This window comes from Eubacterium sp. AF36-5BH (genome assembly GCF_003460505.1).
Taxonomy (GTDB): domain Bacteria; phylum Bacillota; class Clostridia; order Lachnospirales; family Lachnospiraceae; genus Eubacterium_G.
The window spans coordinates 72914-91932 of record NZ_QTVG01000007.1; the positions used below are offsets into that span (position 1 = coordinate 72914).

13 protein-coding genes are annotated in these 19019 nt (G+C 33.2%); 1 reads left to right on the plus strand and 12 read right to left on the minus strand.

What is annotated here, in order from left to right:
* Positions 1-80 precede the first annotated feature (80 nt).
* Genes DW006_RS08585 through DW006_RS08595 form a run of 3 tightly spaced genes read right to left on the minus strand, consistent with a single transcriptional unit; the run spans position 81 to position 1686 of the window.
* A complete protein-coding gene (locus tag DW006_RS08585) occupies positions 81-413 on the minus strand; it encodes a hypothetical protein (protein ID WP_117999910.1) in 333 nt (110 codons plus the stop codon).
* Complete coding sequence (locus DW006_RS08590) at positions 397-1488, minus strand: site-specific integrase (protein WP_117999911.1); 1092 nt, start codon at positions 1486-1488, stop codon at positions 397-399. The genes DW006_RS08585 and DW006_RS08590 overlap by 17 nt, the downstream gene beginning before the upstream one ends.
* Positions 1489-1686: a LysR family transcriptional regulator gene (locus DW006_RS08595; protein ID WP_117999912.1), complete on the minus strand. Its 198-nt coding sequence runs from the start codon at positions 1684-1686 to the stop codon at positions 1489-1491.
* Positions 1687-1900: 214 nt separating this feature from the next.
* Here DW006_RS08595 and DW006_RS08600 point away from each other — a divergent pair, with 214 nt between their 5' ends.
* Positions 1901-2512, plus strand: coding sequence for a helix-turn-helix transcriptional regulator (locus DW006_RS08600; RefSeq protein ID WP_158561100.1), 612 nt, complete (start codon positions 1901-1903; stop codon positions 2510-2512).
* Positions 2513-2761: 249 nt separating this feature from the next.
* Here DW006_RS08600 and DW006_RS08605 read toward each other — a convergent pair whose 3' ends face one another.
* The 9 genes from DW006_RS08605 to DW006_RS08645 form a co-directional block, all read right to left on the minus strand.
* Entirely contained in the window at positions 2762-5032 is a 2271-nt protein-coding gene (locus DW006_RS08605; RefSeq protein ID WP_117999914.1) for a hypothetical protein, read from the minus strand.
* Positions 5033-5347: 315 nt separating this feature from the next.
* Entirely contained in the window at positions 5348-6892 is a 1545-nt protein-coding gene (gene guaA, locus DW006_RS08610; protein ID WP_117999915.1) for a glutamine-hydrolyzing GMP synthase, read from the minus strand.
* 863 nt (positions 6893-7755) lie between these two features.
* A complete protein-coding gene (gene uvrA, locus DW006_RS08615) occupies positions 7756-10596 on the minus strand; it encodes an excinuclease ABC subunit UvrA (RefSeq protein ID WP_199521899.1) in 2841 nt (946 codons plus the stop codon).
* Positions 10597-10621: 25 nt separating this feature from the next.
* A complete protein-coding gene (gene uvrB / locus DW006_RS08620; RefSeq protein WP_117999917.1) occupies positions 10622-12601 on the minus strand; it encodes an excinuclease ABC subunit UvrB in 1980 nt (659 codons plus the stop codon).
* A gap of 579 nt (positions 12602-13180) precedes the next feature.
* Positions 13181-14398 (minus strand): S41 family peptidase, encoded by a 1218-nt coding sequence (locus tag DW006_RS08625; RefSeq protein WP_117999918.1) that lies wholly within the window; start codon positions 14396-14398, stop codon positions 13181-13183.
* 241 nt (positions 14399-14639) lie between these two features.
* Complete coding sequence (locus DW006_RS08630; protein WP_117999919.1) at positions 14640-15890, minus strand: peptidoglycan DD-metalloendopeptidase family protein; 1251 nt, start codon at positions 15888-15890, stop codon at positions 14640-14642.
* A gap of 16 nt (positions 15891-15906) precedes the next feature.
* Entirely contained in the window at positions 15907-16815 is a 909-nt protein-coding gene (ftsX, locus tag DW006_RS08635; protein WP_117999920.1) for a permease-like cell division protein FtsX, read from the minus strand.
* Complete coding sequence (ftsE, locus tag DW006_RS08640; protein WP_117999921.1) at positions 16816-17487, minus strand: cell division ATP-binding protein FtsE; 672 nt, start codon at positions 17485-17487, stop codon at positions 16816-16818.
* A 416-nt stretch (positions 17488-17903) separates the two neighbouring features.
* Positions 17904-18992: a helix-turn-helix domain-containing protein gene (locus DW006_RS08645; RefSeq protein WP_117999922.1), complete on the minus strand. Its 1089-nt coding sequence runs from the start codon at positions 18990-18992 to the stop codon at positions 17904-17906.
* Positions 18993-19019: the final 27 nt, after the last annotated feature.

A 19019-nucleotide genomic window follows, 5' to 3' on the forward strand; every position in this document is an offset into this window, starting at 1 on the left:
AAGAAACCCTTGCTATAATTTAGGTGTGTGATAAACGTAGCAAGGATAACTTCCTTGGTACATAGAGTCCTAAGATTTGCTTAGGGCTTTTTTCTTTCTTCAAATCCATCTAATATATCTAACATTGTTCTAATCGGAACAAATATTTCTTCGTCGATTTCTCCACCAGCTTCAATTCTTTTCAACTGTGCGATTATCTCTTGAAGATATTTTCTAAAGCTAAGCATCATCAACGGATTTCCTACAGTTCTTATCTTTGTATAAAGTAGTGATTGAACAATAAATTCTTGTTTCGTCTGAAAGCCACTTAATTTGGCTCTCATATTAATTTCTTCATTTTCTTCTGGAGAAACTCTAAATGCAACCATTACATTTCTCCATCTTCCTTTGGCATCATTACTCTTCGCAGTCATCTAACAAAGCCTCTCTTTCTTCATCCATTGTTTTTGCCATATCTGTCTGAACAGTTGGGAATAAATGTGCATACTTATAAGTAATATCCACCGCCTCGTGTCCAAGTCTATCTGCAATCGCAAGTGCTGAATAACCTTTATCAATTAGATAAGATACATGCGAGTGCCTCAAATCATGAATTCTTATTCTCTTAACCCCTGCAGCCTTTGAACCTCTATCCATTTCGTGTCCAAGAAAGCTTTTTGAATTTTGAAAGATTCTGTCATATTTTCCAAAACCATATAAGCTATCCAAATAATCTTTCACTTCCTCCACCAAAAAATCTGGCAATATAACTTCTCTTATACTTTTCACTGTCTTCGGGTCAGTAACAATATCCTTTCCACCAACTTTTTTGTACGACTTTGTAATCTTCAAAATATTATTTTCAAAATCAAAATCATTTGGTGTTAATGCAAGAAACTCTCCAACTCTAATTCCCGTCCAATAAAGAATTTCAAATGCATAGAATGATTGTGGCTTATCACATATCTTCTCAACAAACTTCTGATATTCCTTTTGAGTCCAGAAATCAACTTTTCTGTTTCTTTTGCTAGCCATATTTCCTGCTTTGTTTGCTACATTCCATTTAAGACCATAGAATTTAACAGCATGATTCAACATTGCACTTAACTGTCCATGAATAGTATTTAAATAAGAATCTGAAAGAAGCTTTCCCTCTTTAGTTTTTAACTTTCTCATCTCATTCTGCCATTCAAAAATATCAGCAACTTTCAATTCATCAATTTTTCTTTTCCCCAAATAGGGAATAATTTTCGTTTCAATAACAACAGTTTTTTGTTCCCAGGTATTTGGCCTAACCTTGTTACTAACATCTCGCTTATATAACTCATAAAAGTCTTCAAGCGTCATATTCATATCTTGATGATCCTGCAATTTAAAATGTCTTTCCCAATCTTGAGCTTCTCTTTTTGTTTTAAAACCTCTTTTTGTCTTCTGCTTACGTTCACCTTTATAATTTTTATAATAGGTGCGTACTTCCCATTTACCAGTTTTCTCGTTTTTACAAATCATTTATTTATCCTCCTCTTTTGCCTTAGTACCATAAATACGTTCTTCGAAGTACTGTCTGCTAAGTCTTCCCTGAACAGTTACGAATCCCTGTTCTTTTAGTTCGTTATTAAGTTGTCTGATAAGTTTGTAACCATAAGCTTCTGATACTCCCATTTCCTCAGCTATATCTTTTGCTCTTATAAAAAGTGTTTCGGACATACAATCACCTCCTTCCGTATAAAATACAAAACTATAATCTATTGTTTTCGCAGTACATTTGTGAACTGTATTGTACTCATTTTATCAGTTCATTTATGTACTGTCAACAAAAACATTTCACTTTTGAACTGTTTGATAATATTTATGTTTCACAAATGAACTGTTTATGATACAATACAAATAGTTATGAATAGATATGGGAAGGAATGTTTCTATGAAAAAAAATAAAAGAGAGTTCTCTCTAAACGCCAAAAACCTAGCTTCAGCTAATTTAGGACAGAAGATTAGATTCTACAGACAAATTGCAGGCATGACTCAAAAAGACCTTGGAATTGCTGTAGGCGTAAATGAATCTACCATAAGAAATTACGAACTTGGAAATCGTTATCCAGACACGGATACAATATTTGATATTGCTAATGCCTTAGAAATTACGCCATATGAACTATCTGCTCCAAATCCTACTTCTGCAGCTAGCTCACTTCAATATTTATTTGATATTGAGAAAACATTGGATTTAACTCCAATTGTTATTGATGGAAAAGTTTATTTGGAAGTATCTTCTGATATAGAAGTTGACGATCCAACTGTTGCTCCACTTGCTAACCTAAAAAGAATGATTACTCATTGGGCAACAATGTACGAAAGATTTATCAATGAAGAGATTGACGAAGAAACATATCTCTTATGGCAGGCTAAATATATGAGTTTTGGAACAAATGAAGCTGACATTATATATAATGCTAAAAGTGAGAAGGAAATTGAAGTCGATACAAACCTTTCCAATGCAAAGAAAAGATTAAGGAAAGTTAATTTAAAAGATTAATAAATGAGATTTTTATTACAGAAAGCATAAATCAGTAAACTATGCATATAAGTTTCTTACAATCTCTTTCGCAGAAAAACCTAATTTATCATATTAACCCTGTGGTGGCACCACAGGGTATTTTAATTCAAAGTAAAATTTTTCTCCATTCATAAATGTAAATTACATTTAATTTTTCAAAGCTATATCAATTGAAATGCTATAAATCTAAGACTCACTGTCCATCTTACAATAGATTGGATTTATTTCTTAATCCGTCTCAACATTTTCATAAACTTCCTTTTCATTTGCTTCAATAATTTCAAGTCTTTGATAAAGCATATTTATTATTATCATAGTTATTCGAAATCCAAACCTCAAACTTCTACCTGATAAATAATTGCGTCCATGTATACACTCATTTCTTATATTTAGTGAATTACCATTATACATAAAATTATATGCCATAAATAGATCAGGAACATTTTCAAACGATTTACTAACCGAAAATATATCAGATATAATTTCTCTTAATATTGAACTAGAATCTTTATACTTCATAAATTCAGACTTATTTTCTTTGAAAGGTACATATCCTATGGTGATAGCCAATTTTCTAATTACTTTTTCTAATATAGGAAATAACTGAGTAATATGTGCAAGTTTAAGATTTTCATCGTACATAATGAGTGTATATTCAGATTTTTCAGCAATTCGATTATACATTTTTTCTTCCTGCATCAATGTTGCAGCGAGCATTTCCGCATATAGTTTCTGTCGTGTATGTATTGCCCTAATATGTGCATCTGTTTCCATATTGTTCAAAAACTTATATGCTTTTTCTGACTTAATATTTTCTACAAGCTGCTTGAGAAGATTATCTATTTCGTGCCTATGGTAGTTTATCGGAATTTCTTCTATAGGAAAAACTTTATGAATCTCCATGTGGGAACACATATAAGTAAAAGGATTTTCTGCAGTGTTTTGCATTATCTTAATAATCTCTTTTTCCTTAGCAATTGGGCTAGAATATGCAAATACCAAAGGATTTTCAATCAGCGATTTGCAACTCTCTTCAATTTCAATTTTAGAAACTTCAGTTGTATTACTAAATGTGTGTAATTGCCCAACAACTGCTGTGTAATATTCGTTCTCCCATAGTTGTTGTACTTGAATCATAAATTGATGAATTATTTTTTTGTCAATATTTAGTCCCTTAGAATTTATTTCCATAAGAAAAATCATAAATTCATAAAATAAAGTAGGTATCATCCGATCCTCTTTATTTTCGGTATATAGATTAAAAGCTTCTACTACTTTCGAAAGATATTGCAAGTCAATTTTTTTAACGCTATCTTTATTTTGAAGATATCTAATAAACTCATTAACATTCGTTACACTATCAATTTCTTTATATAAATTATCATAATATTGGTTAACTTGCTTTTTTTGTTCTTTCGATATTGGAATTTTATCTTCCAAATATTGTTTAACAACTTTAATATTGTTCACAGATTGAATTTTCACAATAAAATCTATGTAATCTGTTTTTCTACTAAGATGTCCGATTTTTTTATCCTGAAATAAGTATGATAATACTGTATATGACGAAACATCTGTCTTATTATTATCTAACAGCGTATCAAACGCATCAGAATACAACTTACAATGAGTCAAAACAGTTCTGTCTGATGGCGTAACCCCGTACAATATATATCTAACAGTCTCTATTACAAAATCTGCTACTGAATCTGAAAAATATTCTGTCATCTTATTTAAAATGTATTCAGTCCATAATTCAGGATTAGGAGTTTTTCTCCCACCACCTTGAAACATTGGATTAAGCGTTCTATCTCCTATAGAAGTCATAAGCATTTCTATAAGATACGATTCCTCCCAAGTCCAGTCAGAATCTTTATTGATATGCTGATATGAAAAACTATTTACGGAAACTAGCTGATTCTTATGATTCTCAATAAATTTATCATGTACTGGATAAAATATTTGTTCAGCATTATCTATGAAACACTGCTTGAGTTCTTCAATACCCTCAATTTTTATATCATCAAAATATTTCAATAGATTGTCTTTCTCCAATAATATTGAAGTCATATCTATTAATTCATAATAGTTATGTTGAGTCATTAAATTAATATTATATATGTACTCTGATGCATTATCCGCATTTTCTAATCTAGTTATCCACACGATTAAAAGCATTATTTGTCCATATTTTGTTGTTAACGACTCTTTACAATGTTCAACATCTATTTGTCCTTGATAAAATTGAGCCAACATAATATTATCATGTATAATAGGATTGTTATCCTCTATAATAAATCCTTCTATAGATACAATTCTAATAAAATATGAGTATAAGTTTCTCAAATGATTATAATTTATAAAGTCATGCCAACTACCTATATCATCTAAATCAAAGGCTCTAATAATTTCATTGCTAAACCAATTCCAGTCCTTTCTTTTTTCAAGACAACCATCTGCATATTTTACAAGTATTTTATGTTCAAAAAAGTTGTTCATCTGCTTCCCTCCTGTATAATCTACTTACATAATAATATCTTTTTTTACAAAATATATGGTATTACTAATTAAATATTTTCTTTTAGCTTTGATTTTGTCCCAAGAATTAGATAATTTCTTATACATACTATTTTTAACTCTGTAAAGTTTTCTTATATGTCTATTTTTCTATTTTCAGTTCACAAGTGTACTATAGTAGACGATTTTAGAAAAAAATAGCACAAATTATTGTCATTTTATTGTCACTGAAAAAATCCAAAAACCCACAAAGCCTTTATTTATGGGCTTTGTGGGCATATTTAACTTGTTTTTGAACTATTCAAACTCTATAGTTCCAGGTGGCTTACTTGTCAAATCGTACATTACTCGATTGACTCCTTTCACCTCGTTTATTATTCTGTTCATTACCTTGTTCAATACTTCGTATGGTATTTCAGCAGATTCGGCTGTCATAAAGTCGATTGTCTTTACGGCTCTGAGGGCTACTGCGTAGTCGTATGTTCTCTCGTCTCCCATTACACCTACTGAACGCATATTTGTTAATGCTGCGAAATACTGGTTTATTTCTTTATCAAGACCTGCGTTTGCAATTTCTTCACGATAGATTGCATCTGCATCCTGAACAATTTTCACTTTTTCGGCTGTTACTTCACCGATGATTCTGATTCCAAGTCCCGGACCTGGGAATGGCTGACGGAATACTAAATATTCTGGAATGCCAAGTTCAAGTCCAGCCTTACGAACTTCGTCCTTGAACAAATCGCGAAGTGGCTCGATAATCTCCTTAAAATCAACATAATCAGGCAATCCACCTACATTGTGGTGAGATTTGATTACTGCTGATTCTCCGCCCAGACCGCTTTCTACAACGTCAGGGTAAATCGTTCCCTGAACCAAATAGTCAACTGCTCCGATTTTCTTTGCCTCTTCCTCAAATACGCGGATGAATTCTTCTCCGATTATTTTACGTTTTGCTTCAGGTTCTTCAACTCCTGCAAGTTTTTCGTAAAATCTATCCTGTGCATTTACACGAATAAAGTTTAAATCATAATCACCATTAGGGCCAAATACAGCTTCAACTTCGTCGCCTTCATTCTTTCTTAAAAGACCATGGTCTACAAATACGCATGTAAGCTGGTTTCCAATTGCCTTTGCCAAAAGTACAGCTGCCACTGATGAATCAACACCACCTGACAAAGCACAAAGCACCTTTCCATCGCCTACTTTTTCACGAATTGCTTTTATTGAATTTTCAACGAATGAGTCCATCTTCCAATCACCGGCACAACCACATACGTTATATACATAGTTGCTTAAAATTTCTTTTCCGCGAACTGTGTGTAACACTTCCGGATGGAACTGAATTGCATAAAGCTTCTTTTCTTCACATTCTGCAACGGCTACAGGGCAATCGCTTGTGTGACCTGTAATTTTGAATCCTGGTGCAGCCTGTGAAATGTAGTCAAAATGGCTCATCCAACAAACTGTATCTTCTTCAATACCTGTAAATAATTTTGAAGTTGTATCTACATGTACTTCTGTCTTTCCATATTCTCTTACAGGAGCTTTTTCAACTTTACCACCAAGAATGTGCTGCATTAATTGAGCTCCATAACATAATCCAAGTACAGGAATTCCAAGTTCAAATAACTCTTTAGTATAAGTTGGTGCGCCTTCTTCGTAACAACTGTTTGGTCCACCTGTTAAAATAATTCCTTTTGGATTCATTTCTTTTATCTTTTCGATATCTGTTTTATATGAATAAATTTCACAGTAAACATTACATTCACGAACTCGTCTGGCAACAAGCTGGTTGTACTGTCCTCCGAAATCTATTACGATAACTAACTCTCTATCCATGTTTCCTCCTGTATATCCGTATTGCAGGAACAATAAAAGACCTGCACTTCTGTTATTTTACTCTATTTTGCTTAAATGTACAAGGAAGTTATATGTAATCCTTCAACAAAGATTTCCACATAATTCTCTCTTCCAGAGCAAAGAACGGCTTACCACATTTTTTACTTCAAGTGCATGCCTATTCGCAACTGATTTTTTGCGCGAGTTTTCATTCATAGTAAACTATTTAAGACTAAATTAAAATTCTGGAAGATTTTTTATTACATATTAAAAGAAGCACCTGCTACATTTCATATAACAGATGCTTCACTATCTCAACACCTTAACTTTACAACTACATTCTCAACCGCAGGTACTTTTCTCCTTCATAAATCTTCTCTGAATCTACTACTATACTTATTGTAATCATTTACAATATTATGTGTATCATTCCTCTCATTTGTCCTGCTTTAACTTCCTTATCTACTCTAACCATAAGATGTTATTGCCCATTGATTCTTCGTTTTGAATACTTCCTATCCTTTCCGTTTCAATGTAACATCTTATCCAATAATTACTACTAAAACAATCTCCCGTTGATTGCCATGTCAGCAGATATCATTGGGTAAAATTTCTTTCACCTCTTATCTTAGATACTGTTGCTATTAGGTCGACATCTAATAACAAGGTGGTTGTTAAATGCACTGTATAAGTCGTTCCAGGTGCTTAATGCTTATTTATTTTGTAACTCTAATGTAGCATGTTTTTACACAAATTAAAAGCATTTTTCTTATACTTTTTTAAGTTTGTAAGTGTTGCATAAAAGTGTTTTTATTTAAACATTTTTATGAATCGTTTTCTTATTAAAAATGACCATTTTTCTTCTATTTTGCCTCTTCCAACTTCTGTTTTACAAACTTGGCTGTGTAACTTGTAGGATGTTCTGCCACCTGTTCCGGTGTTCCTGCAACTACTACCGTACCACCTCGGTCTCCGCCGTCAGGTCCCATATCAATAATATAATCTGCAGCCTTTATTACATCCAAATTGTGTTCAATAACTAAAACTGTATTTCCCTCGTCAGTTAATCTCTGAAGAATTTCCACAAGTTTGTGAACATCGGCAAAATGAAGCCCCGTTGTAGGTTCGTCTAAAACATAGATTGTCTTACCTGTACTTCTTTTACTTAGCTCGGTTGCCAGTTTAATTCGTTGAGCTTCACCACCTGACAACTGTGTACTTGGCTGACCTAATCTGATGTATCCTAAGCCCACATCATAAAGCGTCTTAACCTTATTATATATTCTTGGAACATTCTTAAAGAATTCCATAGCTTCTTCCACCGTCATCTCAAGAACGTCATAAATATTTTTACCCTTATATTTAACTTCTAAAGTCTCTCTGTTATATCGCTTTCCTCCACATACTTCGCAAGGCACATACACATCTGGCAGGAAATGCATTTCAACCTTAAGTATTCCATCACCTGAACATGCTTCGCAACGTCCACCTTTTACATTAAAGCTGAATCTTCCTTTCTTGTATCCACGCTCCTTTGCATCCATTGTGGCTGCAAATAAATCTCTAATAATATCAAACATACCTGTGTAGGTTGCAGGATTACTTCTAGGAGTTCTTCCTATTGGTGACTGATCAATGTTTATAACTTTATCTAACTGTTCAATTCCTTCGATTTCTTTAAATTTTCCGGGAATTGTTCTAGCTCTATTCAACTCTCTTGCTAGGCTTTTATAAATTATTTCATTAACTAAAGAACTCTTTCCTGAGCCTGAAACACCTGTTACACATGTAAATACACCAAGTGGAATTTTTACATTAATATTCTTTAAATTGTTTTCCTTTGCTCCTTTTACCTTAAGATAACCTGTTGGCTTTCTTCTTTTTTCAGGAACAGGGACTCTCAATTTGCCACTTAGATATTTTCCTGTAATAGAGTTTTTGTTCTTCATTATTTCCTTAGCAGTACCCTTTGCCACTACTTCTCCACCATGTTCACCTGCACCGGGACCAATGTCTACCACGTAATCTGCTGCAAGCATAGTGTCTTCGTCATGTTCAACAACTACTAAAGTATTACCTAAATCTCTAAGATGCTTCAATGTCTTTAATAACTTTTCATTATCATTCTGATGTAAACCGATACTAGGTTCATCCATTATATAGGCAACCCCAACAAGACCTGAACCTATTTGGGTAGCAAGCCTAATACGCTGAGCTTCACCACCTGACAAGGTACCTGTTGCTCGTGATAAGCTTAAATAATCCAAACCTACATCAATTAAAAACTGAAGACGACCTTTTATTTCTTTCAGAATTTCTTTACCTATAGCCATCTGTGTAGTTGTTAATTGAACTTCATCTAAAAACTTTCTCAAGTCTCTAACCGACATTTCTGTCATATCAATAATATTTTTATCGCCAATTGTTACAGCTAAAGATTCTTTCTTAAGTCTCTGACCATGACATGTGCTACAAGGTGTTATTCTCATATATGACTCATACTCTGCCTTGGTAGATTCGGCACTTGTTTCTCTGTAACGTCTTTCTACGTTACGAATCAAACCTTCAAAGGCAATATCATATATCCCTTGTCCACGCTGGCCTGTATAATGTACAGGCACACTTTCACCATTAGTTCCATAAATCAGAATATCTTTAATTTTCTTAGGATATTTTTCAAACGGAGTATCTAAATCAAACTTATATTTCTTACATAGTGCCTGTAAAATAGCATTGGTAAAGCTCTTTTTATCGTTAGCACTTTGCCAGCCTAAAACTACAATTGCCCCCTGATTTATGCTAAGACTTTGATTAGGAATCATTAAGTCAACGTCAAATTCCATCTTATATCCTAAACCGTAACAATCTGGACATGCACCAAAAGGATTATTAAACGAGAAGCTTCGTGGCTGAATTTCGTCTATACTAATTCCACAATCAGTACATGCAAAGTTCTGACTAAATGTTATTGTCTCTCCACCAATTACATCCAGATTCATCAAACCGTTACCTAACTTCAACGCATTCTCTATGGAATCTGTAAGACGTTTCTCAATTCCTTCTCTTATACTTAATCTGTCTACAACAATTTCTATATTATGTTTTATATTCTTATCAAGAGTTATTTCCTCTGTTAGCTGATACATGTTTCCATCAACAATTACACGTACATAACCACTTTTCTTTGCACTTTCAAAAACCTTCTCGTGACGACCTTTCTTGCCTCTTACAATAGGCGCAAGTATTTGGAACTTAGTGCGTTCCGGTAATTCTAAAATTCTGTCAACAATTTCATCTACTGACTGTTTCTTGATTTCTTTGCCACATTTTGGACAGTGAGGTACACCTGCTCTGGCATATAGTAATCTCATATAATCATATATTTCTGTAACTGTTCCAACTGTTGAACGTGGGTTTCTGTTTGTAGATTTCTGGTCTATTGAAATTGCCGGTGGTAAACCTTCAATACTTTCCACCTGGGGTTTCTCCATTTGTCCCAAGAATTGTCTGGCATAGGATGACAAAGATTCCATATACCTTCTCTGTCCTTCTGCATAAATTGTATCAAATGCCAAAGACGATTTTCCCGAGCCACTTAAACCTGTAACTACAGTAAATTCGTCTCTTGGAATTTCAATATCAATATTCTTCAAGTTATGCTCATTAGCCCCTTTTATTTTAATGTACTTTTTCTTGTCCGACATTATTTTCACTCTCCATTAATTATCATCATTCTCTATATTTTTTCTTAAGTTCTGCCAGTTTTTCACGCATTTCAATAGCAGTCTCAAAATCAAGTTCTGCTGCTGCTTTCTGCATTCTCTTTTCAACCTTGTCAATTAACTTCTTCAATTCTTTTGAATCCATTGACTCAGGATCTTTCTCAATATCATTAATTTTTCTGTCAACTTCTTTAGAAATACTAATAAGTTCTCTAACAGCCTTTTTAATTGTAGTTGGAGTAATTCCATGTTCCTTATTATATTCCTGCTGAAGTTTCCTACGTCTGTTAGTTTCAGTAATAGCCTTATCCATTGACTCAGTAATATTGTCAGCATACATTATTACGTGACCTTCTGAGTTTCTGGCCGCACGACCTATAGTCTGTATCAAAGATGTCTCTGAACGGAGGAATCCTTCCTTGTCTGCATCTAAAATTGCAACCAGACTGATTTCCGGTATATCAAGTCCCTCTCTTAAAAGATTAATACCTACTAAAACATCAAAAACATCCAAACGCATATCCCTGATAATTTCTGTTCTCTCTAATGTATCAATATCAGAGTGAAGGTACTTAACCCTAATTCCTACATCTCTCATATAATCCGTCAAATCTTCTGCCATTCTCTTTGTTAAAGTAGTAACCAGAACTTTATTTTTCTTCTCAACTTCTTTATTGATTTCAGTAATAAGGTCATCTATCTGACCTTCAATTGGTCTTACACTAATTTCAGGATCCAGCAAACCTGTTGGTCTGATAATTTGTTCAGCTCTAAGTAACTCATGTTCCTCTTCATAAGTATTAGGTGTAGCTGAAACAAAAAGCATCTGGTCAATCATCCCCTCAAATTCATCAAACCTAAGTGGTCTGTTATCCTTTGCCGATGGCAGTCTAAAACCATAATCCACCAATGTGCTTTTTCTTGCCTGGTCCCCATTATACATTCCACGAATTTGCGGTATTGTAATATGGCTTTCATCAATCATTATAAGGAATTCATCACCAAAATACTCCATTAACGTATGTGGTGTTGCTCCGGGAGCCAGTCCTGCCATATGGCGGGAATAGTTCTCGATTCCTGAACATATCCCTGTTTCCCTAAGCATTTCCATATCAAAATTAGTTCTCTCTGCTATTCGCTGTGCCTCAATCAGCTTATCCTCTGATTTAAAATAAGCCACCTGTTCTGCCAACTCTGCTTCTATATCCTTAATAGCTCTCTCTAATTTCTCCGGATTAACTACATAATGTGAATTTGGGAAAATAGCCACATGTTCTAATTCGTGACGCACTTCGCCTGTCAAAGAATCAATCTCTGTTATTCTTTCTATTTCATCATCAAAAAATTCAACTCGTATGGCACTATCTGTGTATGATGCAGGAAATACTTCCAGATTCTCCCCTCTTACCCTAAAAGTTCCTCGTTTAAAATCCATATCATTTCTGTCATACTGAATCTCTATTAGCTTATGAATAATATCGTCTCTATCTCTAATAGTTCCCGGTCTAAGGGACACTACCATGTTTTTGTAATCTATTGGATCACCTAAACCGTAAATACACGAAACCGAAGATATAATAATAACATCCTTTCGCTCTATTAACGCCATAGTAGCCGAATGTCGTAATTTATCTATTTCATCATTTATTGCAGAATCCTTCTCAATATATGTGTCTGTACTTGGCACATAAGCTTCCGGCTGATAATAATCATAATAGGAAACAAAGTATTCCACAGCGTTATTAGGAAAAAATTCTTTAAACTCCCCATAAAGCTGTGCCGCCAAAGTCTTATTATGAGCAATAATTAATGTTGGTTTATTCATTTGTGCAATAACATTTGCCATTGTAAAAGTCTTTCCAGAACCTGTTACACCAAGCAATGTTTCAAACTGATTTCCTTTCTTAAAACCTTCAACCAACTGCTTAATAGCCTGAGGTTGATCCCCGGTTGGCTGATATTCTGAATGTAATTCAAAATGATCCATACAAATCTCCTATAAATCTATTTCTAACCATCTATAAATACTTAACTAATTCCAATGACACATAATATTTGTTTTCTTTTCAGCAACATATAAATGTCTCATTTCTTTTCGACAACTGCATAAACAAATTATAACAAAAAGTCTGAAAAAAGTATATAGTATTTTCGAACTCATGTTCTTTTTTTATTTGTATATATGTCTTTTTTACTCTACACTTTTTTATTTATACTCATTATTACTTTATATATCATATATTTTTAAAATTAAACTATTTCCAGCTCATCTATGGGATTTCTAACTTACATTTTCTGTTTCTCTCAGCATAAAAGCAGGTGCCTTTGGATTACATTTATCCTTTAGCATCCTGCTTTATATTTTACCTATTATTACATATCTAATTCAAACCTATTATCATAGTTTTATTTTCCTCATAAAAATTGATAACACAAAATTGATAATATAAACCTTCCTAATATATTTTTTAATAGACTACAATTTCCGTAATGGATTTTCTGTTTTAAAAAAATTATTACTTTGAATTTTTTAAACGTCACATTGTTTCTAATTTATTTTTATGATCTATTTTTTCTTTAAAACTTCTAATGCTTTATTTAGCTGTACATCTGTTTTTCCGTTTGCCTCAATCTTTACATCTGGTGTAATACCTTTTCCATGAATGTTTTTGCCACTTGGTGTATAGTAGTCTTCAATTGTAATTTTAACTGCTGAACCGTCTGTTAATGGAATAATTTGTTGTACGATTCCTTTGCCAAAAGACTGTGTTCCTACAATTGTTCCTGCACCAAAGTCCTGTATGGCTCCGGCAAAAATTTCAGATGCGCTGGCACTGTTTTTATTTTGTAAAACGACAATCTGCATATCTAAACATTTTGCGTCAGAAGTCTGCTTTTCCTCGTTTCCGTATTTGTCTTTAGTATAAACAATCGTTCCTTCCGGTAAGATTTCATCTAATATTTTGCAAACGCCTTCATAAGAACCACCCGGATTATTTCTTAAGTCAAAAATTACCTTTTTCATGCCCTGCTTTTTCAAAGAACTTAAAGCTGATGAAAACTGATTAGCGGTTACCGTATCAAATTCAGAAATCTGTATGTAACCGATTTTGTTCTTCTTATCAAGCATTTTGTGTGCTACAGTAGGTACTTTTACTTCTCCTCTTGTAATTGTAACGTCCACATATTTCTTAACTGATTGACGATATACTGTTAACTTAACTTTTGTTCCTTTATCCCCTTTCATCATGCTGACCACTTTATCAACATCTTCTGAAGATACATCTTTTCCATCAACCTTTGTAATAACGTCACCATCTTTTACTCCGGCTTTGTCTGCCGGGCCATTCTTAAAAGCTTTTGTTATTGTTATTACTTTTGTTTCTGTGTTCTGTGAAACATAAGCTCCAATCCCGCAATATTCACCGGAAGTGCTTTCCATTAACTTTGTGTACTCTTCTTTCGTGTAATAAACTGAATAAGGGTCTCCCAATCCTTCTAAAAGTCCCTTATATAAACCGTTTTCCAAATCTTCCTGATCCACATTCTTCAAATATTTTAAGTTGATTAATGCCTCTAAAGATTTGATCTTTGATTCTGCCTTGTCCACAGCATATGTAGCATCCGTTTTTACGCTATCTTGAGAAAAATGCAGTCCAACGCCAACTGCTACTCCCAAAACCAACATTGCAAACATACCTAAAAGAAAGCCAGGTACAAATTTTGTTTTAGTTTTCTTTTTCTCGATTTTTTTATTAATTTTCTTTACATTTATTTTTTCCATATCAATCTCTTCCTCGCTTTACACTTTAACCTTTTCATTTAAGTATGTTCAAATAAATTATAATTCAAATTTGCATAATAACATAATCACTTTTATGAATTTTTTAACAGGACTTTCTCCTTGCGAATCATACTACTTATGTATATTAAACTATTTTTTCTTTTATAACAATAAAGAATGAAAAACTAAATAATTAATTTTTCATTCTTTACTATTTATAAAATATTATGTTTCATTCTGTTTAGAAGTAACTCCATGGATTTACCCAGTTACCTGGTGTTGTTCCACTTGTTGCTCCAAGATGTAAATGGTTACCTGTTGATGAACCTGTTGTACCAACTAAACCAATTGTCTGTCCCTGACTTACATGCTGACCAACACTTACTAAAATTGATGACTGATGCATGTAAACTGATGTTACACCATTTGAGTGTTTAATACCTGTCCAGTTTCCTGCTGTGGCATTATAATTTGCCCAAACTACAGTACCGTCTGCTACTGCTACTACAGGAGTTCCACCTGGTGCAGGGAAGTCAATTCCGTTGTGGAATGTGCTACTACCTGAGAATGGATCTTTTCTGTATCCATAATCTGATGAAACTGATGTGTGTCCTGGTACCGGATAAATCCAACCACTGGATTTGCTTGGTGTTGGGTTTGTATTTGTATCAGTATTGTTATTATTATTTGTGTTGTTATTTGTATTATTGTTTGTATTTGTCTGTGCTTTTGCAGCTGCCTGAGTTGGAGCCTGTGTTGTCTGTGCTGCGATCTTAGCCTGAGCTACTTTTTCTTCCTGTGCCTTAATTTCCTGATCAAGTGCATCTGAAGAAGCCTCATTCTGCTCAAGCAAATCTTCATATTCAGATAATTCTGACTGCTTTGATGCAACTGTACTTTCAAGCTGTGACTTATCTGTCTTCTGCTTTGTCTGCATTGTTACAAGGTTCTTCTTATCTTTCTCCAAAGAAGTTTTTGAATCAGAAATTGTCTTTCTTGTCTGCTTTAACTTGTTAAGCATTTTTCTATCATACTGAGATAATTCTGTAATATATTCAGCTTTGTTTAAGAATTCTGTAATGCTCTTTGAATTTAAAATTAAGTCAAGTAATTCTGTATCACCATTTTCGTACATATACTTAATTCTTAACTTCATGTCAGCATACTGAGCCTTAATGCTTTCTTCTGCTGCTTTTAATTTCTTCTCTGTTTTCTTAATATTAACTTCTGTCTTATCTAATTCCTGCTGTGTTTTATATATCTGTGTTGATAAATCAGTTAATTTTTTATCAACTTCTTCAATATAAGCTTCGACTTCACTTTTTGAAGCCTGAAGTTTTTTCTTTTCTGCATTTTTCTTAATTTTCTGGCTATTTAAATCTGACAGCTTGCTTTTTTCACTTGAAACGCTGGCAAATGATGTTCCTGCCATTGATAAAACTAATGTTGCGGAAAGTAATAAACTTAATATTCTCGAAAAATTCTTTTTCATCTGTTTATCTCCTCCATTAAACTTTTAAGTGCTTTCTAATTGAAAGGAATGAACCAACTAAACCAATTCCGGCTCCAATTCCAAGTCCTAATGGAACAAGCACTCCAAATATTTCACCTACTGTTGCAAAAGAAATTGAACTTGCCATAACTCCTACCTTTGACATTACAAAAGCTATTAATCTTTCATAAATCACTCTTAAAATAACAAGAGGTATAGCTGAACCAACAAGACCAATTATAACACCTTCTATAATAAATGGTGCTCTAACAAAGCCGTTTGTTGAACCAATCAATTTCATGATTTTAATTTCATGTCTTCTAACGGTTATACCAATCATAACTGTATTACTGATTAAGAAAATTCCCACGCCTAATAAAATTACTATCAAAGCTATTGATACATATCCTAAAAGTTTTGAAAACTTACTTAATGTTTCTTTTGCCTGCTCTGAATGTTTAACCTTTCTAACACCCTGAACTTTTGAGATTCTATTTACAAAAGCATCCTGTTCATCAATGTTTTTCAGGAAAACTGTATATGATGCTGAATCAGCTAATGGATTATCATTTGCAAATGCCTTTGCCAATTCAGGATCTTCTGCGAAGTAATCTCCCTGGAATTCCTTCCAAGCTTCCTCTGCTGATGTGTATTTGTATTTTTCAACATGCTTATCAGCTTTTATTGTTGCACCAATAGCGTCAATCTGTTCCTGTTTTAAACCTTTATCAAAAAATACAGTAACACCAACGTTTTGCTCTACCTGCTTCTCCACAGAATTAACGTTAATAATAATAGAAAGTATAATTCCAATAAGAAAAATACAGGCAGCAATTGTACAAATTGATGCAATTGAGAACAACTTATTTCTCTTAATATTAACGACACCCTGTTTAAAGCAGTATCCTACTGTTCTTCCATTCATTTATTCCACCACCTTGCTATCGCTGACTTTTACACCTTTCTTCATTGTAATTACTCTCTTGTTCATTGCCTCTACAATTTCAAGGTTGTGAGTAACAACAATAACGGTGGTTCCCTGTTTGTTTACTTTATCTAATAATTTCATAATCTCCCATGAGTTTTCAGGATCAAGGTTTCCTGTAGGTTCATCGGCAAGTAATATGTCAGGCTTGTTTACCAACGCTCTTGCCAAAGCAACTCTCTGCTGCTCACCACCTGATAACTCATTAGGATTTGAACGATACTTTTCTGATAAACCTACCAAGGAAAGTACCCTTGCAACATTCTTCTTTATTTCTCTTGGAGACGCTCCAATAACATGCTGTGCGAAAGCAATGTTTGAATATACATCTCTGTCCTGTAGTAATCTAAAGTCCTGGAAAACTACACCAAGTTTTCTACGATACTTAGCCACTCCTCTTGATTTTAATTTAGATAATTTAATGTTACCTACTGTTATCATTCCTTCTGTTGGATTAAGTTCCTTCAAAAGCAATTTAATAAAAGTAGATTTTCCTGAACCACTGGCTCCAACAACGAATACAAACTCGCCATCTTCAATTTCTAAATTTAAATTGCTAAGAGCAGGTGCGCCGTTTCCATAAGATTTACTTACACCTTTTATACTAATCATTTGTCTACTCCTTAACATATGTGTAATGAACTAATCTTCCACATTAAATGTTATACATTATCGCAATCTTATTTTTTTACACACCAAAAAATTATATTACGCAAATGTAATAAAAATTTGTCGAATATAATTTTTTAATTTCTTTTATGTTCTATTTCTTCCATAAAAGTAAAATATGATTATTATATTAGTTCATTAATATAAGTCCCGACATCACTGAATCAACACCAATGCTTACCCAGCCTGTCCACTTATATATTTAAATAGCAATTTGTTAAAATTCTGTGTCCTTTTTATATGTAATATTTAGAAATATTTAAATTTCTGTACTTAAAGCAGCACTTAAACAATGTATGAATGTCCTTCTATTAAATATCATATTAAGTCTTTAATAAATAGATTAAAATTCAATATTACTAAAATTCAGTATTACCCATGTACTTCATATATTTAACAACCATTAATGCAATCTTAAATGTAATGGCATCTTCGAACACTCTAATGTCCAAACCTGTTGTCTTCTGAAGCTTGTCTAATCTATATACTAATGTGTTTCTATGAATATATAACTGTCTAGATGTTTCTGAGACATTTAAACTATTTTCAAAGAACTTGTTAATTGTTGTTAATGTTTCATCATCGAATTCATCCGGTGACTTGCCATCAAAAATTTCATTAATAAACATCTTACATAGTGGAATAGGTAACTGATAAATCAAACGACCAATTCCAAGATTGTTATATGCAACAACATTCTTTGTACTAAAGAAAATCTTTCCAACATCAAGTGCCATTCTTGCTTCCTTGTATGAACGTGAAACTTCTTTGATTTCCTTAACGATTGTTCCGTAAGCTACGTTTGCCTTAACCATAGCTTCTGTATTCAACATATCAACTATTGTGTTGGCAATATGTTCAACTTCTTCATATCCCTGATTGTCATCAACTTCTTTTACAAGGATAATACTCTTTTCATCTACTGCTGTAATAAAATCTTTTTTGCTACCTGCAAACAATGTTCTAACTGTTTCAAGTGCAACACTGTCTTTTTCATTTTTTGTTTCAATAATGCAGACACATCTTCTTGCATCCACATCTACATGTAATTTTTTTGCTCTATTATATATATCTACAAGGAGGAGATTGTCTAAAAGAAGATTCTTAATAAAATTGTCCTTATCATATCTTTCTTTGTATGCAACAAGTAAGTTTTGAATCTGAAAAGCAGCCATCTTTCCAACCATAAACACATCATCACTTGTTCCCTGGGCAATCAAGATCAACTCTAACTGATTTTCATCATATACCTTAAAAAACTGGTAATCCTGTACTGACTGGCTGTCTGCTGGTGATGCTACAAATGCCAAAACTGAATTTTCAAACTGTTCACTTGTATGTGATGTTGAGGCTACAACCTTTCCATCTGTATCTGTCACATGTAAATCTACTCTTGAGATACTCTTAATTCCTTCAATTGTGTTCTGTAAAATTTGATTTGAAATCATATAATTCTCCTTGCTTTTTTAACTGCA